23 protein-coding genes are annotated in these 22,522 nt (G+C 62.9%); 14 read left to right on the top strand and 9 right to left on the bottom strand.

From position 1 onward, the window contains the following. Window positions 1-16: 16 nt before the first annotated feature. The 4 genes from ACTJI2_RS02305 to flgA form a co-directional block, all read right to left on the bottom strand. A complete protein-coding gene (locus ACTJI2_RS02305) occupies window positions 17-1,177 on the bottom strand; it encodes an ATP-binding protein (RefSeq protein WP_192199019.1) in 1,161 nt (386 codons plus the stop codon). A gap of 166 nt (window positions 1,178-1,343) precedes the next feature. Then, entirely contained in the window at window positions 1,344-1,694 is a 351-nt protein-coding gene (locus ACTJI2_RS02300) for a flagellar protein FlgN (RefSeq protein ID WP_192198987.1), read from the bottom strand. Then, the gene (gene flgM / locus ACTJI2_RS02295; protein WP_141452535.1) at window positions 1,691-1,999 is read right to left on the bottom strand and encodes a flagellar biosynthesis anti-sigma factor FlgM; all 309 of its coding nucleotides are present in this window, start codon (window positions 1,997-1,999) and stop codon (window positions 1,691-1,693) included. The genes ACTJI2_RS02300 and flgM overlap by 4 nt, the downstream gene beginning before the upstream one ends. Window positions 2,000-2,165: 166 nt before the next feature. Beyond that, window positions 2,166-2,807 (bottom strand): flagellar basal body P-ring formation chaperone FlgA, encoded by a 642-nt coding sequence (flgA, locus tag ACTJI2_RS02290; protein WP_183637032.1) that lies wholly within the window; start codon window positions 2,805-2,807, stop codon window positions 2,166-2,168. A gap of 194 nt (window positions 2,808-3,001) precedes the next feature. Here flgA and ACTJI2_RS02285 point away from each other — a divergent pair, with 194 nt between their 5' ends. From ACTJI2_RS02285 to ACTJI2_RS02225, 13 genes are all read left to right on the top strand, one after another. Continuing rightward, window positions 3,002-3,955, top strand: coding sequence for a chemotaxis protein (locus tag ACTJI2_RS02285; RefSeq protein WP_183637035.1), 954 nt, complete (start codon window positions 3,002-3,004; stop codon window positions 3,953-3,955). 507 nt (window positions 3,956-4,462) lie between these two features. Continuing rightward, window positions 4,463-4,852 carry a flagellar basal body rod protein FlgB gene (flgB, locus tag ACTJI2_RS02280; RefSeq protein WP_183637038.1) on the top strand — a complete coding sequence of 130 codons (390 nt, stop codon included), beginning with the start codon at window positions 4,463-4,465 and terminating at the stop codon, window positions 4,850-4,852. A gap of 3 nt (window positions 4,853-4,855) precedes the next feature. Continuing rightward, complete coding sequence (gene flgC, locus ACTJI2_RS02275) at window positions 4,856-5,263, top strand: flagellar basal body rod protein FlgC (RefSeq protein WP_141452531.1); 408 nt, start codon at window positions 4,856-4,858, stop codon at window positions 5,261-5,263. Window positions 5,264-5,289: 26 nt separating this feature from the next. Next, window positions 5,290-5,970 (top strand): flagellar hook capping FlgD N-terminal domain-containing protein, encoded by a 681-nt coding sequence (locus tag ACTJI2_RS02270; RefSeq protein ID WP_183637041.1) that lies wholly within the window; start codon window positions 5,290-5,292, stop codon window positions 5,968-5,970. A 51-nt stretch (window positions 5,971-6,021) separates the two neighbouring features. After that, the gene (gene flgE / locus ACTJI2_RS02265) at window positions 6,022-7,242 is read left to right on the top strand and encodes a flagellar hook protein FlgE (protein WP_183637044.1); all 1,221 of its coding nucleotides are present in this window, start codon (window positions 6,022-6,024) and stop codon (window positions 7,240-7,242) included. A gap of 285 nt (window positions 7,243-7,527) precedes the next feature. Next, window positions 7,528-8,280, top strand: coding sequence for a flagellar basal body rod protein FlgF (locus ACTJI2_RS02260; protein WP_183637047.1), 753 nt, complete (start codon window positions 7,528-7,530; stop codon window positions 8,278-8,280). A gap of 193 nt (window positions 8,281-8,473) precedes the next feature. After that, on the top strand, window positions 8,474-9,259 hold the full coding sequence (flgG, locus tag ACTJI2_RS02255) for a flagellar basal-body rod protein FlgG (protein WP_141452527.1): 786 nt from the start codon (window positions 8,474-8,476) through the stop codon (window positions 9,257-9,259). 8 nt (window positions 9,260-9,267) lie between these two features. After that, the gene (flgH, locus tag ACTJI2_RS02250) at window positions 9,268-9,954 is read left to right on the top strand and encodes a flagellar basal body L-ring protein FlgH (protein WP_192198982.1); all 687 of its coding nucleotides are present in this window, start codon (window positions 9,268-9,270) and stop codon (window positions 9,952-9,954) included. 133 nt (window positions 9,955-10,087) lie between these two features. After that, entirely contained in the window at window positions 10,088-11,170 is a 1,083-nt protein-coding gene (locus tag ACTJI2_RS02245) for a flagellar basal body P-ring protein FlgI (protein ID WP_183641073.1), read from the top strand. After that, a complete protein-coding gene (flgJ, locus tag ACTJI2_RS02240; protein ID WP_440840949.1) occupies window positions 11,170-12,246 on the top strand; it encodes a flagellar assembly peptidoglycan hydrolase FlgJ in 1,077 nt (358 codons plus the stop codon). Before ACTJI2_RS02245 ends, flgJ begins: the two co-directional genes overlap by 1 nt. A gap of 12 nt (window positions 12,247-12,258) precedes the next feature. Further along, window positions 12,259-14,139 (top strand): flagellar hook-associated protein FlgK, encoded by a 1,881-nt coding sequence (flgK, locus tag ACTJI2_RS02235; protein ID WP_440840948.1) that lies wholly within the window; start codon window positions 12,259-12,261, stop codon window positions 14,137-14,139. Next, window positions 14,136-15,338, top strand: coding sequence for a flagellar hook-associated protein FlgL (gene flgL, locus ACTJI2_RS02230; RefSeq protein ID WP_203323762.1), 1,203 nt, complete (start codon window positions 14,136-14,138; stop codon window positions 15,336-15,338). The genes flgK and flgL overlap by 4 nt, the downstream gene beginning before the upstream one ends. A gap of 573 nt (window positions 15,339-15,911) precedes the next feature. Beyond that, complete coding sequence (locus ACTJI2_RS02225; RefSeq protein WP_318289248.1) at window positions 15,912-16,166, top strand: XAC0095 family protein; 255 nt, start codon at window positions 15,912-15,914, stop codon at window positions 16,164-16,166. A 708-nt stretch (window positions 16,167-16,874) separates the two neighbouring features. On the opposite strand, the gene ACTJI2_RS02220 is transcribed toward ACTJI2_RS02225, so the two are convergent. Further along, window positions 16,875-17,033 carry a hypothetical protein gene (locus ACTJI2_RS02220; protein WP_440840947.1) on the bottom strand — a complete coding sequence of 53 codons (159 nt, stop codon included), beginning with the start codon at window positions 17,031-17,033 and terminating at the stop codon, window positions 16,875-16,877. Between the two features lie 1,646 nt (window positions 17,034-18,679). Between ACTJI2_RS02220 and ACTJI2_RS02215 the strand changes: the two genes are divergently transcribed. Then, the gene (locus ACTJI2_RS02215; protein ID WP_440840946.1) at window positions 18,680-18,916 is read left to right on the top strand and encodes an XAC0095 family protein; all 237 of its coding nucleotides are present in this window, start codon (window positions 18,680-18,682) and stop codon (window positions 18,914-18,916) included. Window positions 18,917-19,126: 210 nt separating this feature from the next. Here the strand turns inward: ACTJI2_RS02215 and ACTJI2_RS02210 are convergent, their stop codons facing one another. From ACTJI2_RS02210 to ACTJI2_RS02195, 4 genes are all read right to left on the bottom strand, one after another. Continuing rightward, window positions 19,127-19,624, bottom strand: a complete 498-nt coding sequence (locus ACTJI2_RS02210; RefSeq protein ID WP_318289251.1) for a hypothetical protein — start codon at window positions 19,622-19,624, stop codon at window positions 19,127-19,129. A 564-nt stretch (window positions 19,625-20,188) separates the two neighbouring features. Continuing rightward, window positions 20,189-20,755 (bottom strand): hypothetical protein, encoded by a 567-nt coding sequence (locus tag ACTJI2_RS02205; RefSeq protein WP_318289252.1) that lies wholly within the window; start codon window positions 20,753-20,755, stop codon window positions 20,189-20,191. Window positions 20,756-21,345: 590 nt separating this feature from the next. Then, complete coding sequence (locus ACTJI2_RS02200) at window positions 21,346-21,678, bottom strand: DUF6959 family protein (protein WP_440840945.1); 333 nt, start codon at window positions 21,676-21,678, stop codon at window positions 21,346-21,348. 2 nt (window positions 21,679-21,680) lie between these two features. Further along, window positions 21,681-22,522, bottom strand: an 842-nt coding sequence (locus ACTJI2_RS02195; protein WP_440840944.1) for an RHS repeat-associated core domain-containing protein, incomplete at its 5' end; no start/stop codon positions are given.

The raw sequence follows: 22,522 nt of genomic DNA, 5'->3' as shown, positions 1-22,522 counted from the left end.
AAACCCCACGCGAACCTCAGCCCGCGTCCTTCACCGGCTGCCGCACCGGCAGGGTGATGCGGAAACGCGAACCTTCACCGGGCTTGCTGTCCACCTCGATGCGGCCGTTGTGCTTCTTCACGATGCCGTAGGAAATCGACAGGCCCAGGCCGGTGCCACTGCCGACCGGCTTGGTGGTGAAGAAGGGATCGAAGATGTTCTGCAGGATGCTCTCGGGCATGCCGCTGCCGGTATCCGCGATCTCGATCCACGCCTCTTCGCCGGCCAGCCCGGTGGTGACGCTGATGCGGCCCTTTTCCTCGATCGCGTGGCCGGCATTGAGCAGGATGTTCATGAACACCTGGTTGAGCTCGGACGGCAGGCACTGCACCAGCGGCAGCTTGCCGTAACGCTTTTCCAGGGTGACCTTGTACTTGAGCTCGTTCCAGATGATGTTGATGGTCGAGTCCAGGCCGTGGTGCAGATCGGCCAGCTTCCAGGAGTCGTCGCGCCCGGAGTAGGAGAAGTCCTTGAGGCTGCGCACGATCTGGGTCACCCGCTCGATGCCCTCGCGCGACTCCGACATCAGCTGCGGCAGGTCGCTGGTGATGAAGTCGATGTCGAAGCGCGAGCGCATGTCGTCGATTTCCGGCAGCAGCGCCTTCGGATCCGGCGCGCGCAGGGCGCGCTCGTAGATTTCGATCAGGGCGAACAGGCTGTGCAGGTATTCCTGCAGCGATCCCAGGTTGGAATGCACGTAGCCGATCGGATTGTTGATCTCGTGCGCCACGCCGGCGGCCAGCTGGCCGATGGAGGCCATCTTTTCCGACTGCACCAGTTGCTCCTGGGTACCGGCCAGGCGGATCAGGGTCTGCCGCAACTGGGCGTGCCGGCGCTGCAACTCCTGCTGGCGCGCGTGGCCTTCGCTGATGTCGTGGAACAGGATCAGCGCGTAGCCGTCGTCGCCGGGCGCGTGGTGATGGTAGATGCGCAGTTGCAGGATGCGGCCATCCTCCAGCGCCAGTTCGCCGTTCCAGCGTCCCGTCGCGCGGGCGGCGCGGCGCGCCTCGGCCGGCACCAGCTCCAGTACGGCCTGCAACGATTCCGGCTCCTCGCCCTCGGGCAGCAGTGCCAGCGCGGAGGCATTGGCATGCAGCGCGCGGTCATCGCCGCGGCACAGCAGCACGCCATCGTCCATCAGCTCGGTGAGCGCCTGGATGTCGACGAAGGACGGGATGTCCGCGGGAAGACGGGAAGCGGAGGAAACACTCACGACGGATGACCCCGCGAAAGGGAGTTGCGGCAAAAAGGGGCCGTCAGTATCGGCAAGCGTCGCGGCGGCGGCAAGCCGCGCGCACCGCGCCTCAGGCCACCGCGATCGGGCGGCTGCCGCGCAGGACTTCGGTCTGTCCGTTGGCGTCGTAGGCGCCGCTGCTTTCGCTGCGCCCAAGGTGACGCAGTGCCCAGTTCACTTCGCGGCGACGCCGCGCCAGCAGCGCGCCGTTGGACTGGTTGGCCTCCGACAGCTCGCGCAGCCGCTGCTCGAACGGCGCGGACGCGGCCGCGGGCATGCGGTTTTCCAGTTCGCGCAGCGAGGCCAGCTTCTCCCGGGTCGAGCACACCAGGGCTTCGACATCGTGTTCCAGGATCGCGCGGCGCTCCTCGGCTAGCGCCGAGGCCAGACGCTCGAACTGGGTCTCCAGTTCGGCGCTCATTGGCCGAGCTGGCGTTCCAGGCTCAGCATGCCGTCAGCGATCGCCTCGGCATTGATCCGGTACGTACCGGCCTGGAGCGCATCGCGGACCTGCTGGACCCGCGCGGTATCCACCGCGGAGGCCGAGGACAGCTCGCGCTGCAGTGCCTGCAGACCAGTGGCTTCGCCGGTCAGGCGCAGGCTGTCGCCACCCGCGCTGGCTTCCACCGGCCGGGAACGTTCGGCGCCGGACGCCGCCACCTTGCCACCGATCGGACCGGTGGTGCGGATGGCAGAAGGCGCGTTGCCTTCGATTTTCTGGCTCATGTCGGTCTACCTGTTGCGGGTTCAAACAGCATATCGGCCGTCAAAGGCAAAGCTTTAGTGACGGAATCCACATTTTTCTATCGGAAGCGCACCCGAGGCGTACTTCCCTGCCAGCTCGGTATCGGCCGCCCGTCCGGGGACTTTAGGGCCGATTCCATTTTTTTCCTCAACGGCTCACCCAGACGTCGCCGCCCGGGCCTACCACGCCCTGTACCACCCGGCGCGAGGACAGGTTTTCCACCGTCACCCGTTCGTTCTCGCCGGCGTCGGCCAGCGCCTTGCCGGCCACCCGTACCTCGACGCCACCGCGACGCGACACCAGCGCCACGTTGTCGCCGCGCCGGATCAATCGCGGCGCGACCAGATCGTTGGCTCCCAGCACCGAGCCGGCGGTCAACATCCGCCGCGCCACCTGGCCCACGGCCTGGGCCGGGTCGGTCAAGGCGCCGGCGGCGATACGGCCGCCGTCACGGGTTTCGGCGACAAACGCATCGGCGGTCACCACCTGCCCCGGTGCGATGCCGCGATTGAGCACCAGCACGGTCTGGCTGCGGCGTACCCGCACCGGCACGAACAGGCGCCAGCCCTGCGGGCAACCGACCTCGACCGAACCACTGTTCTGCACCCGCGCTTCCAGCGGCGCGGCGCAACGCGGCAGGCGCAGGTTCGGGTCCAGCGTCGCTTCCGCCTCGCCGGCCGACGCCATCGCGCCAATCGCGGCCTGGCGGATGCTGTCCACCGGCTGGAAGTCCGCGGCGGGCACGGCAAACGCCGCCAGCAGCGCGGGCAGCAGCACGAGTCGTCGCATGAGCGGGCTCCATCGTCGGTTCATCGGCGACAAGGAATGCAAGCGATGTGCCGAAACCGGCGGTCCTCGCGCCTGCCGCGGTGCGCGTCGGCGAAATCGACTGCGTGACCGCCGTCCCTCGAGGACGAGCCCTTCCCTGCCGCCGGACGCCCCCGCACCGCTCAAGCCGTGCGCAACCCGGCCGATATGCCTGCATGACCCAGGATCTGCTCAACCGCATCGACCAGCGCACCCGCCTGGCCGGCCACAACCGGCTCGCCCTGTTGCTGTTCCGCCTGGGCGGGCGTCAGCTTTTTGGCGTCAACGTGTTCAAGGTGCAGGAAGTCCTGCGCCGTCCGCCGCTGTTCCAGCTGCCTGGCCTGCCCGCCGAGTTCGCCGGCGCGGCCGACGTGCGCGGGCGTTCGATTCCGGTGCTGGACCTGGGCCTGAGCATCGGCCATCCCGAGCGCGATCCGGATCCGGCGCGCGCGCCCAACTACCTGGTGGTCACCGAGTTCAACCGATCGGTGCAGGGCTTCCTGGTCAGCGACGTCGAGCGCATCGTCAACATCGCGGTCGAGGACATCCACCCGCCGCCGGAACTCGGCGCGGAGGCCAGCTACCTGACCGCGGTCACCCGCTTCCAGGGCGAGCTGATCCAGGTGATCGACGTGGAAAGCGTGCTGGCCGACATCTCGCAGGCGCGCATGGACGCGCCGCTGGCGCCGGAAATGGCGCTGCCGGCCGACGCCCCGCCGTTGCAGGTGCTGGTGGTGGACGACTCGCGGGTGGCCCGTTCGCAGATCCGCAGCGTGCTGGACCAGTTGGGGGTGAGCGCCACCCTGCTTTCCGATGGCAAGCAGGCGCTCGACCACCTCGTGCAGATCCACGCCGCCGGCGAGGACCCGGCCGAGCGCTACGCCATGGTCATCTCCGACATCGAAATGCCGGCCATGGACGGCTACACCCTGACGACGGAAATCCGTCGCCACCCCGGCCTGGCCGGTCTGTACGTACTTCTGCACACCTCGCTCTCGGGCGTGTTCAACAACGCCATGGTCGAACGGGTCGGCGCCAACGCCTTCGTCGCCAAGTACAGCCCGCACGAACTGGCGGACTACGTGCTGAACCGGCTGAAGCAGGTGGTGGCGACGAAGCGGGCGGCCTGACGGGCGTCGGGATTCGGGATTCGTGACTGATAGCCCCCTTTGGAAAAGGGGGCGGGCGGCCCGCGCCAGCGGGGCGACGGGGGATTTGCGCGCGGTGCCGCGACTACCGACAAAAAGCAAATCCCCCTCGGTCCCCCTTTTTCAAAGGGGAAGGCAAAGCCCCCGGGTGCATCTCGTTTCCCCATGAAGTGTTGGTGGCGAAGCGGGCGGCCTGACAGCGGCCGGTTGGCCGCCGGGATTGGGGATTCGGGATTGATGCCCCCTTTGGAAAAGGGGGCGGGCGGCCGCGTCAGCGGACGACGGGGGATTTGCGCGCGGTGCCAGGAGCACCGGCGAAGAGCAAATCCCCCTCGGTCCCCCTTTTTCAAAGGGGGAGGCAAAGCCACAAGGTGCCCATCGTTCCCCCTCGAGAAGGAATGGCACCGGCACTTCGCGGGGGAAGCCTCCTCTCCCGGACTGGCACAAGCCTTGCACCCACCCGGGCAACGTTCCCAACGGGGCCCGCCAATGTCCAATCCCATCCGCGATTACCTGGGTGTCCATGCCGCCGCCCTGCCGCTGCGCGAGCAGCGCATGCAGTTGATCGCCAGCAACCTCAGCAATGCGGACACCCCCAACTACAAGGCCAAGGATCTCAACTTCCAGGCCGTGCTGGAGAACGCCGCCGCCCGCCAGGCCGCGCCGTTGCAGACCACCGACGGGCGCCATCTGAACGGACTGGAATTCGGCCCGCAGATCCACGAACGCCAGGGCGTGCAGCCCAGCCTGGACGGCAACACCGTCGACGCCGACACCGAGCGCGCCGCCTACGGCCGCGCCGCGCTGGAGTACCGCGCCTCGCTGAGTTTCATCGAATCCAAGGTGCGCACCATGCTCACCGCCATCACGGGGCAATAAGCCATGAGCAACCTGCCGATCTTCGACGTCGCCGGTTCGGCCCTGCAGGCGCAGTCGGTGCGCCTGAACACCATCGCCAGCAATCTCTCCAACGCCGATTCCATCGCCTCCTCGCCGGAGGCGGTGTACAAGCCGATCGAACCGATCTTCCAGGCCCGCCCGCTCAACGCCGACGGCTCGCTGACCTCGGTGCAGGTCAAGGAGATCACCCAGAGCGAAGCCCCGCCGATCAAGCGCTACGAGCCCGGCCACCCGATGGCCGACGCCGAAGGCTACGTCTATGCGCCGGACGTGGATCCGGTCGCGCAGATGGTCAACCTCATTTCCGCTTCGCGTGGCTACCAGGCCGGCGTCGAAGTCCTCAACACCGCCAAGGAACTGGCGCTGGCCACGCTGACCATGGGCCGCTGACGCGTCCCGCCTACCGGAGCAACCGCATGACCACCGCCGTGAATGGCGATCCCTTCGCCGCGATCAACAACAGCACCACCGGCACCGGATCGAACAAGAAGAAGGAAAGCCTGGGCCAGGCCGAATTCATGCGCCTGATGACCGAGCAGCTCAAGCACCAGGATCCGCTCAAGCCGCTGTCCAACAGCGAATTCATCGGCCAGCTCGCGCAGTTCTCCACCGTGCAGGGCATCAGCGAACTCAACACCACCGTCAACGGTTTCACCACCGCCCTGACCGGCGACCAGGTGCTCAAGGGCGCCTCGCTGGTCGGCCACGACGTGCTGGTGCCGTCGGAAAAGATCGCGCTCGGCGCGCAGGGCAGCGCCACCGGCCTGGTCATGTCGCCCGCCACCGGCACGCTCAAGGTGGAAATCACCGACGCCAGCGGCGTGGTCGTGGACACCATCGAACTCGACGCCGCCAAGGGCGAGACCGCGTTCGCCTGGGACGGCGTGAAGGCCAACGGCGAACGCGCGCCGGAAGGCGTGTATGCGATCAAGGCCACCCACACCGACGACACCGGCAAGGCCACCAAACTCAACACCTACGTCGATTCCACCGTGGAAAGCGTGACCATCGGTTCCGACGGCCTGTATCTCAACCTGCCCGGCCTGGGCACCGCTCCGCTCGACTACGTGCTGCGCATCGGCAAGTCGGCTTCCTGATCCCTGACATCCACGGGCCATTCCGACCCGGCATCCGCTAAGGAGTTTTCCATGGCTTTCAACAGTTCGCTCTCCGGCATGAAGGCGGCCAACGCCGACCTCAACGTCACCTCGCACAACATCGCCAATGTCGGCACCACCGGATTCAAGGAATCGCGTGCCGAGTTCGCCGAAGTGTTTTCCACCACCGGCTATGGCCTGCTGCGCAACGGCATCGGCGCCGGCGTGCGTCTGACCAACGTGGCCCAGCAGTTCTCGCAGGGCGACATCAACCAGACCGGCCGCTACCTGGATCTGGCGGTGGACCGCGAAGGCTTCTTCACGGTCAGCAACAACGGCACCAACGTCTACACCCGCGCGGGCAACTTCCAGCGCGATCCCAATGGTTTCGTCACCACCCCGGACGGCTTCCGCCTGCAGGTGTTCCCGCCTCGCGCCGACGGCAGCGGTTTCGATACCGGCCGCCTGGTCGACCTGCAACTGCTGACCAGCGACAGCCCGCCGGCGCCGACCACCCTGGTCAACCTGGGCGTCACTCTGCCCGGCAACGCCGCGCAGCCGACCATCACGCCGTTCACGCCCAACGACGGCAACAGCTACAACGAGACCACCTCGGTCACCGTGTACGACTCGCTCGGCGTGGCCCACCAGCAGTCGGTCTATTACGTGAAGACCGCCAATCCGAACGAATGGCAAGCCCACGTCTACGTCGACGGCACCTCGATGGGTCCGGCCACCACCGTGCAGTTCGACAACAACGGCGCGCTGACCCTGCCGGCCAACGGCCGCATCGCCCTGGCGCCATTCACCCCGACCACCGGAGCCGGCGTGCTCAACATGACCCTGGACATCACCGGCACCAACCAGTACGGCGAAGCCTTCGCCAAGAAGGATCAGCGGCAGGATGGCTACGCCAGCGGCAAGCTCAACGAATTCACCGTGTCGCCGGAAGGCGTGGTGTTCGCGCGCTACTCCAACGGCGTGGACCGCGCCATCGGCCAGGTCGCGCTGACCAACTTCACCAACCCGCAGGGCCTGGTCTCGCAGGGCAACAACACCTGGACCCACAGCTACGCCTCGGGTGAACCGCGCACCGGCGCGCCGGGCACGTCCGACTTCGGCCAGGTCGCCTCCGGCGCGCTGGAAGCCTCGACCGTCGACCTGACCGAACAACTGGTCAACATGATCGTCGCCCAGCGCAACTTCCAGGCCAACTCGCAGATGCTGTCCACCCAGGATCAGATCACGCAGACCGTCATCAACATCCGTTGATGACGGCACTTGGGCGTGCCGAAATAGCCAGAACCAAAGCCCCCTTGATCAGCCATTCGGCTGTTGAAAAGCGCTTGCTCTTCGCGCAAACAGCAAATCCCCCTCAATCCCCCTTCTCCGAAGGGGGAAGCAAAGTAAAAAGCGCTTCTCCGCTTCTCCGCTTCTCCGCTTCTCCGCTTCTCCGCTTCTCCGCTTCTCCGCTTCTCCGCTTTTCCGCTTTTCCGCTTTTCCGCTTTTCCGCTTTTCCGATTCTCAATTCCCGATTCCCCATTCCCGGCAAAGCCCATGGACAAAGCCCTCTACGTCGCCATGACCGGTGCCCGCGCCTCGCTGCAGGCCCAGGGCGCGGTGTCGCACAACCTCGCCAACGTCGACACCAAGGGATTCAAGGCCGCCCTGGCCGCGACCGAGGCGTTCAAGATTCCCGGCCAGGGATTTCCCTCACGCGTGGACGCGGTGCTGACGGATCCGGGTTTCGATTCGCGCACCGGCACCCAGATGGTCACCGGCCGTTCGCTGGACGTCTCGCTGCAACCGGGCCGCTGGCTGGCCGTGCAGGCGCCGGACGGCGGCACCGCCTATACCCGCAACGGCGAACTCAGCGTCACCCCCAACGGCCAGCTGGTCACCAACGGGGGCCGCGCCGTGCTCGATGAGAACGGCAATCCGATCGCCATCCCGCCGGCGCAGTCCTTCGATCTCGGCGCCGACGGCACCATTTCCATCGTGCCGCAGGGCGAAGGCCCGCAGACCATGGCGATGGTCGCCCGCATGCGCATCGTCGACGTGCCGGCCTCGCAACTGGCGCGCGGCGCCGACGGCCTGATGCGTCCGGCCGACCCCACCCAGCCGCCCCCGCCGATGGCGCAGGGCAACAGCCTGACCACCGGCGTGCTCGAAGGCAGCAACGTCGACGCCGCCGGCGCCCTGGTGCAGATGATCCAGCTCCAGCGCCAGTTCGAAATGCAGGTCAAGGTCATCCGCACCGGCGACGACATGGCGCAATCGTCGAATCAGTTGCTGCGGCTGGGGGGCTGAAGGCCGTGAATCGGGAATGGGGAATCGGGAATCGTAGAAGCGCGTTTGTGGCTTCCGTCCCAGTTTCCATTCGCGTCGGGATTTCGACCGTTTCATTGGCACGGCACTTGCCTGTTCCTTCATGCGAAGAAGGATCCGATGCCCACATCGACTCCCGATTCCCCATTCCCGATTCCCAACCAAGGACCACGCCATGAACCAGGCACTCTGGGTCGCCAAGACCGGGCTCGATGCGCAGCAGACGCGCATGTCCGTGGTCTCCAACAACCTGGCCAACACCAACACCACCGGCTTCAAGCGCGACCGCGCCAGCTTCGAGGATCTGCTGTACCAGCAGCTGCGCCAGCCCGGCGGTTCGACCTCGCAGCAGACCCAGTTGCCGTCCGGCGTGCAGCTGGGCACCGGCGTGCGCGTGGTCGCCACCTCCAAGGATTTCCAGCAGGGCAATCCGCAGCAGACCGGGCGCTCGCTGGACGTGATGGTCAACGGCCGCGGTTTCTTCGAGGTGATGCTGCCCGATGGCACGCCCGCCTACACCCGTGATGGCTCGTTCCAGATCAACGCCCAGGGCGAACTGGTCACCAACAGCGGCTATGCCGTACAGCCCGGCATCCAGGTGCCGGAGGGCGCGCAGTCGATGACCATCGGCAACGACGGCACGGTCAGCGTGACCATGGCCGGCGAGGCGCAGGCGGTGGAAATCGGATCGCTCACCCTCACCGACTTCGTCAATCCGTCCGGCCTGCAGGCCAAGGGCGAGAACCTGTACGTCGAAACCACCGCCTCCGGCCCCGCCCAGAACGGCACGCCCGGCCTCAATGGCCTGGGCAACCTGGTGCAGGGCTCGCTGGAAGGTTCCAACGTCAACGTGGTGGAAGAGCTGGTCAGCATGATCGAAACCCAGCGCGCCTACGAAATGAACGCCAAGGCCATCTCCACCACCGACTCCATGCTCGGCTATCTGAACAACAACGTCTGAGGCCCGCCATGACCCGCCTGTCCCGCACCGCCACCCTCGCCTGCTGCGTCTTCGCGCTGGCCGGCTGTTCGCGCTCGTTCGGCGACGTGCGCCCGTTCGCGCCGATGCAGCCGGTGCAGGTGGTGATGGCGGCGCAGGCCGAACCCACCTCCGGCGCGATCTACCGCGCCGGCCCGGGCCTGAACCTGTACTCCGACCGTCGCGCTCGCGACGTCGGCGACCTGCTGACGATCAACCTGATCGAGAACACCAACGCGCAGACCAGCGCGACCACCCAGGTCGACAAGACCAGCGAGGTCACCATGGCGGCGCCGAACATCGCCGGCGCGCCGTTGACCTACAACGGCCGCGATCTGCTGAGCGCCTCGGTCAAGGGTGATCGCGGCTTCAACGGCAATGGCAAGAGCGCGCAGAGCAATCGCCTGCAGGGCAGCGTGACCGTCACCGTCATCCAGCGCCTGCCCAACGGCAACCTGGTGGTGCAGGGCCAGAAGAACATGCGCCTGAACCAGGGCGACGAGCTCGTCCAGATCCAGGGCATCGTGCGCCCGGCCGACATTTCGCCGGACAACAGCATTCCGTCCAGCAAGGTCGGCGAGGCGCGCATCGCCTACGGCGGCCGCGGCGCCATCGCCCAGTCCAACTCGATGGGCTGGCTGGGGCGCTTCTTCAATTCGCCGATTTATCCCAATTAACCCTCTGAACTGACGAGTCACCCGGGAGCGCCGCATGATGGCCATCCGCCTGCCCTTCCATCGCAACCCGCGCGATCCCAACCGTCGCCGCGTCGATCCGTGGACCACGATCGGCGCCCTGCTGTGGTGGCTGATGGTGCTAGCCTGCCTGGCGCCGTCGGCGCGCGCCGAGCGGATCAAGGATCTCGCCCAGGTCGGCGGCGTGCGCAGCAACCCGCTGGTCGGCTACGGCCTGGTGGTGGGCCTGGACGGCAGCGGCGATCGCACCAGCCAGGCGCCCTTCACCGTGCAGAGCCTGAAGAACCTGCTGGGCGAACTGGGCGTCAATGTGCCTCCCAACGTCAATCCGCAGCTCAAGAACGTCGCCGCGGTCGCCATCCATGCCGACCTGCCCGCCTTCGCCAAGCCCGGCCAGCCGATCGACATCACCGTCTCGTCCATTGGCAACGCTACCTCGCTGCGCGGCGGCAGCCTGCTGATGGCCCCACTGCGCGGCGCCGACGGCGAGGTCTACGCCATCGCCCAGGGCAACCTGGTGGTCGGCGGTTTCGGCGCGCAGGGCCGCGACGGTTCCAAGGTCTCGGTCAACGTGCCCAGCGTCGGCCGCATTCCCAACGGCGCCATCGTCGAACGCGCGGTGCCCAACGCGATGAACGACGGCAGCGGCAGCGTCACCCTCAACCTGCACCAGGCCGACTTCACCACCGTCTCGCGCATGGTCGCCGCGCTGGACCAGCGCTTCGGCGCCGGCGCCGCCTACGCGGTCGATGCGGTCACCGTGGCGGTGCGCGCGCCGGCCGATGCCGGCAGCCGGGTCAACTTCCTGGCCCAGGTCGAGAACCTGGAACTGACCCCGGGCAGCGCGCCGGCCAAGGTCATCGTCAACGCCCGCACCGGCACTGTCGTGATCGGCGCGCAGGTGCAGGTGATGCCGGCCGCGGTCACCCACGGCTCGCTGACCGTCACCATCACCGAATCGGCCAACGTCAGCCAGCCCAACAGTTTCAATCGCGGCGGCCAGACCGTGGTCACCCCGCAATCCGACGTGCAGATCACCGCCGAAGGCAACCGCATGTTCAAGTTCGAGGGCGGCACCTCGCTGGACGAGATCGTCCGCGCCGTCAACGAAGTCGGGGCCGCGCCGGGCGATCTGATCGCCATCCTGGAAGCGCTCAAGCAGGCCGGCGCGCTGCGCGCGGAGCTGGAAATCATCTGATGAACATCCTGCAGCCCACCCTGCCGCTGAACCCGACCGCCAACCCGGCGGCGGACAACGCGCGCATCCACGAGGTGGCGCAGAAGTTCGAGGGCCAGTTCGCGCAGATGCTGATCAAGTGCATGCGCGAGGCCAGCTTCGGGGACTCGCTGTTCCCCGGCGAAAACCAGATGTTCCGCGAGATGTACGACCAGCAGCTGGCCAAGGCGATGACCCAGGGCAAGGGCATGGGACTGGCGCCGATGATCGCGCGCCAGCTCGGCGCCACCGACACGAACACCGTGCCGGTGCCGGTCAACACCGCGCTGTCGCAGTACCGCAAGATGATGCCGTCCGGCGCCGAGCAGATGCTGGACGTGATCGCCGGGCGCGCGCCCGGCCTGTCCGGCGCGTCGTCCGCCGAAGCCGGCGATCCCGGCGCCGCGATGGGCCTGCCGCGCATCGACTGGGCCGCGCTGACCGCGCCGGAAGCCCAGGCCGCGTGCGACGAGGTGGAACAGGTCGCCAGTGCCAATCCGCAGCAGTACGCCCGCAACACCCCCGAACGCTTCGTCGCCGAGATCTGGGACCACGCCCAGCGCGCCGCCAGGGAACTGGGCGTGGATCCGCGCGCCCTGGTCGCCCAGGCCGCGCTGGAAACCGGCTGGGGCAAGCGCGTCATCCAGCGCAACGACGGCGGCAGCGCGCACAACCTGTTCGGCATCAAGGCCACCGGCTGGAAGGGCGAACGCGCCCGCACCGGCACCCACGAATACCGCAACGGCGTGCGCCAGAACGAGACCGCCGACTTCCGCGCCTACAGCTCCCCGGCCGAAAGCTTCGCCGACTACGTGCGCCTGCTGAAGAACAACCCGCGCTACCAGAAGGCGCTGGCCGCCGGCAAGGACATCCACGGCTTCGCCCGCGGCCTGCAACAGGCCGGCTACGCCACCGATCCGTCGTATGCGAAGAAGATCGCCAGCATCGCCACCGGTCCCACCCTCGGCAAGGTCATCTCCGCGGTCGGCAACACCGTCGGCGGTGCGATTGGCGCCACGGTGGGCAACGCGCTCGCCAGCCGCTTCCTGGGCCGCTGAACGGAGTAGTCCATGTCCAACCTCCTCGCCACCGGTTCCAGCGCCCTGCTCGCCTTCCAGCGGGCGCTGTCCACGGTCAGCCACAACGTCGCCAACCTCAACACGCCGGGTTACTCGCGCCAGCGCACCGAGTTCGCCGCGCGCAACGGCACCTTCCACGGCTACGGCTACCAGGGCGGCGGCGTGCAGATCGTCGACGTCCATCGCATGGCCGATTCGCTGGCCACCGCGCGCCTGCTCGACAGCACCGGCGAACTGAACCGCCTGCAGCAGATGTCGGTGCTGTCCAACCGCCTGGACAGCCTGTTCTCGGAAAAGGCCACCGGCATCGCCGCGCCGTGGTCGGGCTTCTTCGATTCGATCAGCGCGCTCTCCTCCAGCGCCGCCGGCGCGGCCGATCGACAGAGCGTGCTGTCCCAGGCCAGCGCGCTGGTCACCCGCTTCAACCAGATCGATCAGCAACTGGACAAGGTGGATGGCGAGGTCAACAGCGGCCTGACCTCCGCCGTGGGTGAAGTGAACCGGCTGGCCAAGGAAATCGCCCAGCTCAACGGTCGCATCGGCAACGGCGCCAATGCCTCGGGCGATCTGCTGGATCGCCGCGATCAACTGATCAGCCAGCTGATCGGCTACACCGGCGGCACCGCCGTGCAGCAGGACGGCGGCCAGATCAACGTGTTCACCGCCGGCGGCCAGCCGATGGTGGTCGGCGCCACCGCCAGTTCGCTGGTGACCGTGGCCGATCCCTACCGGCCCGAGCGCCTGCAGGTGGCGCTGGAAACCAACGGCCAGCGGGTCACCCTGGACAAGCGCGCGCTCGGCGGCCAGATCGGCGGCCTGATGGAATTCCGCACCACCGTGCTGGATCCGGCCATCGCCGAACTCGGCCGCATCGCCATGTCGCTGGCCGAGACCTTCAACGAAGGCCATCGCGCCGGCATGGATCAGTACGGCCAGATGGGCGGGGATTTCTTCACCGCGCCGCAGCCGCAGATCTCGTCGCACTCGGGCAACACCGGCAACGCCGTGCTGCAACCGTCGCTGGGCGATCTGGGCGCGCTCAACGGCAAGAACGTGATGCTGCGCTTCGACGGCGGCAACTGGGTCGCCACCGATCCCGACACCGGCACCGCCATCCCGGTCACCGGGACCGGCACCGCCGTCGATCCGCTGGTGGTCAACGGCGTGGAACTGGTGTTGTCCAGCGGCACGCCCGCCGCCAACGATCGCTTCCTGCTGCAACCCACCGCGGGCGCGGCCGGCACGATCAAGCTCGCCATCAGCGATCCCAGCCGGATCGCCGCCGCCAGCCCGGTCAAGGCCAAGGCCGATCTGGCCAACACCGGCACCGGCAAGCTGGGCGCGGTCACCATCACCAACCCGGCGGATCCGAACCTGCTGGCACCGTCGGTGATCGAATTCATCGACGCCAACCAGTACACCATCGACGGCGCTGGCCCGTTCACCTACACGCCCGGCCAGGCCATCACCCACAACGGATGGAGCGTCACCCTCGACGGCGCGCCCGCCGCCGGCGACGCCTTCAACCTCGGCCCCACCGGCGCCAACTCCAGCGACAACGGCAACGCCAAGCTGCTGTCCAACCTGGACGACGCGCGCAAACTCAACGGCGGCACCCTCACCCTCAACGGCGCCATCTCCGGCCTGACCACCACGGTTGGCTCGGCCGCGCGCCAGGCCGACTACTCGGCCGAGGCGCAGCAGGTGCTGCAGGATCAGGCGCAGGCCGCGCGCGATGCCATTTCCGGCGTCAACCTGGATGAGGAAGCGGCGGATCTGATGCGCCTGCAGCAGGCCTACCAGGCCGCGGCGCAGATCATCTCCACCGCCGACACCCTGTTCCAGTCCCTGCTGAGCGCGACCCGCCGATGAACAATCGCATCTCCACCGGCCTGATGTACCAGCAGTCGATCACCACGATGCTGGCCAAGCAGGCCAAGCTGGCCCACACCCAGCAGCAGCTCGCCTCCGGGCAGAAGCTGATCAGCGCCAAGGACGATCCGGTCGCCGCCGGCAATGCCGTTGGCCTGGATCGCACCCTGGCCGAACTGGAACGCTTCGCCGCCAACGCCAGCACCCTGCAGAACCGCCTGGGCCTGCAGGAAAACGCGCTCAAGCTGGTCGGCGACGCGATGGCGCGCGTGCACGAACTGACCGTGCAGGCCAACAACGCCGCGCTCGGCGACGACAGCCGCAAGGCGATCAGCGCCGAACTCAAATCCATCCATGACGGCCTGCTGGATCTGGCCAACAGCACCGACGGCACCGGCCGCTACCTGTTCGGCGGCACCGCCGACGGCAGCGCCCCGTTCGCGCTGGCGGCCGGCGGCGTCATCTACAGCGGCGACCAGACCCAGCGCCAGGTCGAGGTCGCGCCGGACACCTTCGTCTCCGACACCCTGCCCGGCAGCGAAATCTTCCTGCGCCTGCGCACCGGCACCGGCCGCATCGACGGCGCCGCCTCCGGCGCCAACACTGGCACCGGCCTGCTGATGGATCTCAGCGTCACCGACTCCAGCGCCTACGACGGCGGCCAGTACAGCATCCGCTTCACCAGCCCGACCACCTACGAGGTCTACGGTGCCGGCCCCACCCCGATTTCCACCGGCACCTACACCAAGGGCCAGAGCATCGCCTTCGCCGGCGTGCAGGTGAAGATCGACGGCCAGCCCAACACTGGCGATGCATTCAACATCGGTCCCTCCGCCACCCGCGACGTGTTCGCCACCATCCAGAACCTGATCGGCGCGCTGGAAACCAATCCCACCACCGACGCCCAGCGCGCCGCCATGCAGAACCAGTTGCAGGCCGCCATGCGCGACGTCGCCAGCGCCCAGGGCCACATGATCGACGCCCGCGCCAGCGGCGGCGCCCAACTGATGGCCATCGACAGCGCCGCCGAACTGCGCGACGCCAACGCCGTCACCCTCAAGGGCACCCTCTCCAGCCTGCGCGACCTCGACTGGGCCGAGGCCATCGGCCGCTACAACCTGGAAAACACCGCCCTCCAGGCTGCCCAAAGCGTGTTCATGCAGATGCAGCAGTTGTCGTTGTTCAAGATGATGGGGTGAGGGGTGGGATTCGGGAGTCGGGAGTCGGAAGTCGGAAGTCGGAAGTCGGAAGTCGACCAGAGCTTCGCCCAGTGACACCATCGTCGCAGGGAAGGCTACCGTGACGCACGCAGTCCAAGCGTTCTTCAAGATAACCAACATCCCAGCGAAAACGACTACCTCTGCCTCCCCCTTTGAAAAAGGGGGACTGAGGGGGATTTGCTCCTGGCGCCGACCACCACCACTCGCCACTCCGCCAAACACAACAGACGCCCGCCGTCACGCGCACAAAAAAGTGAGCCCAGAAACACTGAAGCCAAAACGCTCAAAGTTAGTCGACACCGCCCAACCACATCGGCAGACTCCTGCATCAGGAGTTCAGACCTCCCCACGTAGCGGTACTACCCCTGTTATCCGGCGGCTCTTTTCTTCATCACCGGATAGCAACCGGCGACCTCGTTTTAATGCCGGGAGGTGGGTGAATGCAAGACCCGTATGGGAAATAGCCCAGCCGACTACGTGCGGTATCTGACCTCCCGGCACCCGGCCGCACTTTCGCGCGCCGGGATTCTTCAACGAAGAAATGGAGGTCCCATGACCAGTGTTCGAATGGTCTATCTGTTGGAAGAACAAACCCAGCTGAATCTCATCCAGCTGCGTGATCACCTCAAACTGCTGTCCCTGCTCATCAGTCCCCGCTTCCGCCAGGACGAGCACCACAGCCTGCCCATCCCGCTGCAACCCCTGAGCGACTGCTTCGCCGGCCTCGCCCACGACGCCAGCCACATCCTCGACCAGCTCCGCTGGCACGCCGGCAAACCCAGCGTCGAATCGGCCAACGACGCGTAACAAAAACGCGGGCTGCTAGCGCCCGCGTTCTATGTATGTTGTGTTTTCACGCACGGCAAATCCAGCGGCGTCTCTTGGCATACTCGCCGACGTTCCATCTGCACGGAAGATACGGCGCGAAAAGCGCTACTCAGGCATCTCAAGAAAAAGCGCATTGCTCGTTTACCATCGACTGCCCTTGCAACCGTAGCATCAACTGAAGCAGGGCATATAAACCGAATGAATCCGCCTAATACAAGCAACTTACCAACACGAGAAGGCCAACACAGAGCAACAGGAAAACACCAAATATTTGCGTAAAGGAGAACACAAGAACCGGCCCCTTTGCCTCACTCGAAAGTGAGCCCCAACGATGAAGAAGCTTCAGGACCAGGAAGTCCGATCCCACCGCCGATGCATCTTCCAATAGATCTCGGACAGAATCATCCCCCTTCAACTTGTGAAACAGGTAGACCCTGACTCCGAATGACGAGACAACCAAGGCGATGGCGACAAAAGCAACCACTATTTCCAGACCGTGTAGCTCAACGCCACGCATACACCCCCCAAGACCTAAATTATAAAACAATAAAACACGAGCTATAGCAGCATTTGTAAGATCACCAAGCCCCCATCGTTTGCAGGGACCAGCCCGTCATTCTTTTCAAAAAAAAACTGGTCCCTATCTTATTTTTCTAGCGTTCGCAGTAATTACGAATTTCAGTCTACTCAATGGCGCTCCTTCCAAGAAATATAAAATGCCGAGGCCATTCCCACCACGACTGCCATAGAGAAAAACAATACTCTCTGAGCAACTTTGTCCTCGTAAGAAAAAGCGAGTATGGCCAACAGAAAAATAGGTGCCGCCCCGCAAAGCAAGGCATTCATCACCCTGCCAAAATCCATACATTCTTCGCTGAGCGCGTCTTCTCTGACTTGAGCACGCTGGACACTCGAATCCCCACCAATACCGACAATCCGCAGACGTATCCGCTACTTACCAGAACCAAAATTGTTGGCACTTTCAAAAATTCAAAACCCATACTAACTTTGCCCTCCTAGATGCTTGTGCACCGCCGGTTCAACCTCCCAGAACTTTCGACTCTCTCGCACTGCAGATTCACAACACGTCCACAACCGCCGTTACGCGACTCCCCTCAAATAATTCAAATCTTGCACCCGAGCGAAGGCGCTCTTCAGGCGCGCCGGGCGAGAGAAAACGTGCACCCGCCTCGCAAGGCCTTGAGCGCACATCGCCACGAATCTCCAGGACGACACTCCATGCATTGGCTAGCCAAGAATCTCCATCTTCCGAGAATCTTGCGACGGTTACGTACTGCCCACTGACTGGCAACGAGCCCAACTTCTCATCGCTCCAATGAACCAATACCGGATGCAACTTAGCCATGACAGATATAGCCTCTTAAAGGCAGCGGGTCATAGTGGCAATTCCAAGCATACCAAGAAGCTTGGCCATCGCTTTCGGGATTCTGTCCGGCGTACCTTTCAGGGAAAATACACTCTCGCTCTTTTTCCCCGCAGGCCGCGCATTCGCCTAAAACTATTGCTCACCAATCCCGCTTTCGCCAGGACGAGCACCACAGCCTGTTCATCTCTCTGCAACCCTGAGCGACTGCTTCGCCGGGCTTGCCCACGACGCCAGCCACATCCTCGACCAGCTCCGCTGGCACGCCGGCAGACCCAACGTCGAATCGGCCAACGACGCGCAACAAAAACGTGGGCTGCTAGCGCCCGCGCCCTATGGACAGCAGCCCACACTAGGGTCCAATCCTCTTCACAATCAGGATTATCAATCACCCTCATCTTTCTTACTTGCTTTTCTCCAAAAGACAAGGCCAAGGATGCCCATTAGCGCCGATGACATGAATAGACCACGCAGGAGCCAAAGTTGCGAACTCGTCAAATAAACAACATTTCCCTTTACGTTGTGAGGATGAATAAATTCCCCCATCGCTCGAACTGGATTATCCCCCAACAAAATGGAGTCCAGGTACGGGATGCCACCCCACAATAGCAATGTGAGCACCAAGAAAATTAGCGCCAGACTTCTCACGGTTATTCTCCAGCCCCTATGATTTGTTAGATTTTCGTGCAAGAGGCGGCAACACTCCCTCCCCACCCGCCCGGGATAAAAATAAAGTCCGCCACAGCCTGCCTGACATTTATTTGTTAAAAACGGATAACCTACCCCTCATCTTAAATTTCTGTCCTCTTTGGATATCATTTTCTCTTTAATATTCGAAATAGCACGAAGGGCTGCAAAACAAGGAAAACAAAAGCAAATAGAATTACTCCTTTTACAAAACCAGATTCATAGCCAAAGGTCAGCCCAACACCCGCTGCCACCGCGAACGGAGGGGCCTCTGCGGTTAGAACGGAGCTCAAGAGCTTCATTCAGCCATCCTATCAATTCCACCGTCAACTTCCTTTTGCATCGCGGATATTTCCGTCTGCTTCCCGATGTTGGCACACGCCCGGCGGCAGATGCGAAACTGTGCGTCGTCGCCCTCCCAGTGGCACCGTCCGTTGAAAAAACCCAGCTGAATCTCATCCAGCTGCGTGATCACCTCAAACTGCTGTCCCTGCTCATCAGTCCCCGCTTCCGCCAGGACGAGCACCACAGCCTGCCCATCCCGCKGCAACCCCTGAGCGACTGCTTCGCCGGCCTCRCCCRCGAMGCCAGCCACATCCTCGACCAGCTCCGCTGGCACGCCGGCAAACCCAACGTCGAATCGGCCAACGACGCGTAACAAAAACACGGGCTGCTAGCGCCCGCGTTCCAAGGGCAACGAACGCACCATGTCTCGAAAGCGCGCGCTTCGAGATTCGGGGTATCGCGTGCGGTGTTCGTCCAAGGCGTCCATAAAGATGGGCATCCCGATCTCTGCCTCATCCACCCGCACTCGGGTTGTTCTTCTGCTGCAACGAGCGGGCGACCAAATGGATATCCATCTGCTGCTCTAACCACACCCTTCTTGAGCTTTCGCGGGACCCTCTATTTGCTCTATCGCCGAACGATAGACCTTGGAGTCGTCCCAAGATGGCAATGGCTCGAAAGGGCCTATTCCCGGCGGCGACAGTTCATCATCCAATGCCCTTCTTAGCACGGGCAGTGCCGCACTTGCTCTGGGTCCTATTGCGCCGGCAACACGCGCCAACTGAGCACGAACAGGTGGTATCTCTACCCCCAGTGCATCAACCAATTTTCCAATTGACTGGCAGGATAAGCTGTCAATCTCTTCCTCAGTGAGAACTTCTATCGCTTTCGCGATGCCCTGAGCATGCGACACTCGCGTATTTATATCTTTCTCACCATATATTTTATCAAGAGCAGCATCAATGCTAATAGGCTCTTGCGCAAAGGAGCTAAATCCGAGAAGTATCAAAATAAAGCCAACCCCGCCCATCATCCATCCCCTCGCCAGCTCAACACAGACGTTAAATATCGAACGCTCCATCGAAAAAAGAGTCAGAAATAGGATTCAGATCAGTATTTCAGCGTATGAATAAGCTTTTTTTTAGAAGTTTGTCTGATCTGACTTTCATGGAATGATTTATTCTGCCCCATGTTCCCCACATACATTAGATTAACCGCCCGCTACAAGCGGCTTACCAACACGAGAAGACCAACACAGAGCAACAGAAATACACCCAAAATCTGCATGACGGAGAACACAAGAACAGGCCCCTTTGCGTCAATCGAAAGCGAGCGCCAGCGACGAAGAAGCTTCAGGACTAGGAAGTCCGATCCCACCGCCGATGCATCTTCCAATAGACCTCGGACAGAATCATCCCCCTTCAATTTGTGAAACAGATAGACCCTGACTCCGAATGATGAGACAACCAAGGCGATGGCGACAAAAGCAACCACTATTTCCAGGCCGTGTAGCTCAACGCCACGCATACCCCCCCAAGACCTGAACTATAAAACAATAAAACACGAGCTATAGCAGCATTTGTAAGATCACCAAGCCCCCATCGTTTGCAGGGGCCAACCTTTCATTCTTTTCAAAAAAACAGACTCACAGCACATCCACAACCGCCGTTATGCGAATCCCCTCAAATAATTCGAATCTTGCACCCGAGCGAAGGCGCTCTTCAGGCGCGCCGGGCGAGAGAAAACGTGCACCCGCCTCGCAAGGCCTTGAGCGCACATCGCCACGAATCTCCAGGACGATACTCCATGCATTGGCTAGCCAAGAATCTCCATCTTCCGAGAATCTTGCAACGGTTACGTATTGCCCACTGGCTGGCAACGAGCTCAACTTCTCATCGCTCCAATGAACCAATACCGGATACAACTTAGTCATGGCAGACATGGCCTCGTAAAGGCAGCAGGTCATCTCGCCCACGACGCCTGCCACATCCTCGACCAGCTCCGTTGGCACTCCAACAAACCGGACGTCGAATCGGCTGTTGGCACGCGCGTCCCCTCTCTCACTCGCAAGAGGCAGTCTTAGCTTCACAAAACCCGGAAATATCCACAATCCTGGGCAATGGTTATATACCTCGTTCCAAAATCTGTCGAAAAAAAACACCCTGCCCTCCGCTTTTACTTTTTTGACGACAGACAACACCGAATTGAACAACGAGACATAGCAAAACGCGAAACTCCTCTTTCCACCCTTATCGCCTACAGTTCAGGCGAAACAGATACTCCTACCCCGACAGCATTTGAAATAGCATGAAGGGGACTGGCACAACCAAAATCGAAAGCACCATTCTTAATCCATTCCAGTATATTTTTCGTTGCAACTATCTGCGTTTGATTCATTCCAGAGCCGGCTTTCCTTGCCAAGATTCCTTGCCCCGCTCTAATACACTCACCAAGGACGGCAGCCCCAACAAGGACGCCTCACGCCACATCAAAAGTCGAAGCGGTCTTGTCTTCCGCCATCGTGTTCGCATGGACTCCGTCGACACCTACTGCCATGCTCATTACAAAGTTTGCAAGGATTCCAGAATGTGCCGGAAGCAGGAGGCGTTTTTTGGAATTCCTTTCAGGAGAAATATGTACTCTGCGCCCTGTTTTCCCCACTGCTATTGGTTTCCCACAAGCAAGAAGCCCGCCGAATGGCGGGACTTGCTGCTTGTGGGCCAGCGAATTGTTCCCTACCCCCAGGTTTCGGCGGCGAAATGATGCCTCCTTTCCCCCACGAACAGAAGTTCCCTAAAGCAGCTACCTGGATGTTTCATCTTCATCATCGAAATGAATGACGCCAATCCCATTGACTTGCAGTGGCCGAGCGTCACCCAAGACTCCTCGTGCGCATCGCTCGTTATAGTGCTCAACCATCTGAGCAAGCATATTGTTCAAGTAGATCACCCTATCGAGCAACTCATCAGGGAACTGTGGACTCTCGATATTCCGCATCCATAGCTTCGCGTTGTCACTTGCGATGCGCGCCAAGGAAAGCAATGTGTCGCCATGCAGGCAAATTGCCGGCGTCCTTCTTGTAGGCAAGCGGACTATGGTTAGATTAGTTTCGGAACTTAATATTTCGGCATTCATCATCACTGCCCCTTGGGTTCGAACCTGACGCGCGGCTCATCAGGATAGACATCTTCCGGGTTAAACAACTCCTTGCCGGCCTCACCATTCGGACCAATATTTCCACCCGCCCGACCGCGGGGAAGTTCATTAAAGGCCTTGTTCCGTGCCCGCGAATTTCCTCCTGTGATTACATAATCCCAGTCGGAAAACTCGTGCGAATCTCCCCGCGCGCGACTTCCAATTACCTCGATGGTTACACCTCGCTTGTTTGCAACCTGCTGTATCGTACTCGCTTGAGTTTCGGTAATCGAGCCAAGCATCGGCGATGCCGGGCGCGGCGACCTGAGCAAAGATGTACCGCGTACCGCTCCTGCAGCACCGGTTCCAGCCGACATCGCAATTGCGACATACAGCACAACGTCTTCCGCGCTCTGTGGCCGGCTGAGTTCAGATGCGAACTGCTTGTCCATCATTTGTCTTTGGCTGTCCCGGACATCTGATGGAGTCAAAAACCAGTCCAAGAATGGTATTCCAGTCGACGGAACCTTTACATTTTCACGAGACTGCCGACCATCTGGATCTATGAACTTGTATGGATTGTTGTTGGCATACCAGTACCGGTTGAAGTTAGCCCCCGGACTTGAGTACGCCGTCACCGGGTCCACCGACAGGAACCGCCCAATCACAGGGTCGTAATACCGCTGCTGCATATAGGTCAGCCCGGTGGCCGCATCCTGCACATGCCCGGTGTAGCCCGGCCCATCCGTCAGCGCCCGATTGGTCAGTTGCCCATAGGGCTCGTACTCGCTGGTCTGGACGATGGCCTTGGCCGCGTCCGTCACCGCGATGGGCGTGCCCAGCG

The organism is Pseudoxanthomonas sp. 22568 (genome assembly GCF_052044485.1).
Classification (GTDB): domain Bacteria; phylum Pseudomonadota; class Gammaproteobacteria; order Xanthomonadales; family Xanthomonadaceae; genus Pseudoxanthomonas_A; species Pseudoxanthomonas_A beigongshangi.
The sequence above is the reverse complement of the archived record's forward strand: the minus strand, read 5'-3'. Positions and strand labels throughout refer to the sequence as shown.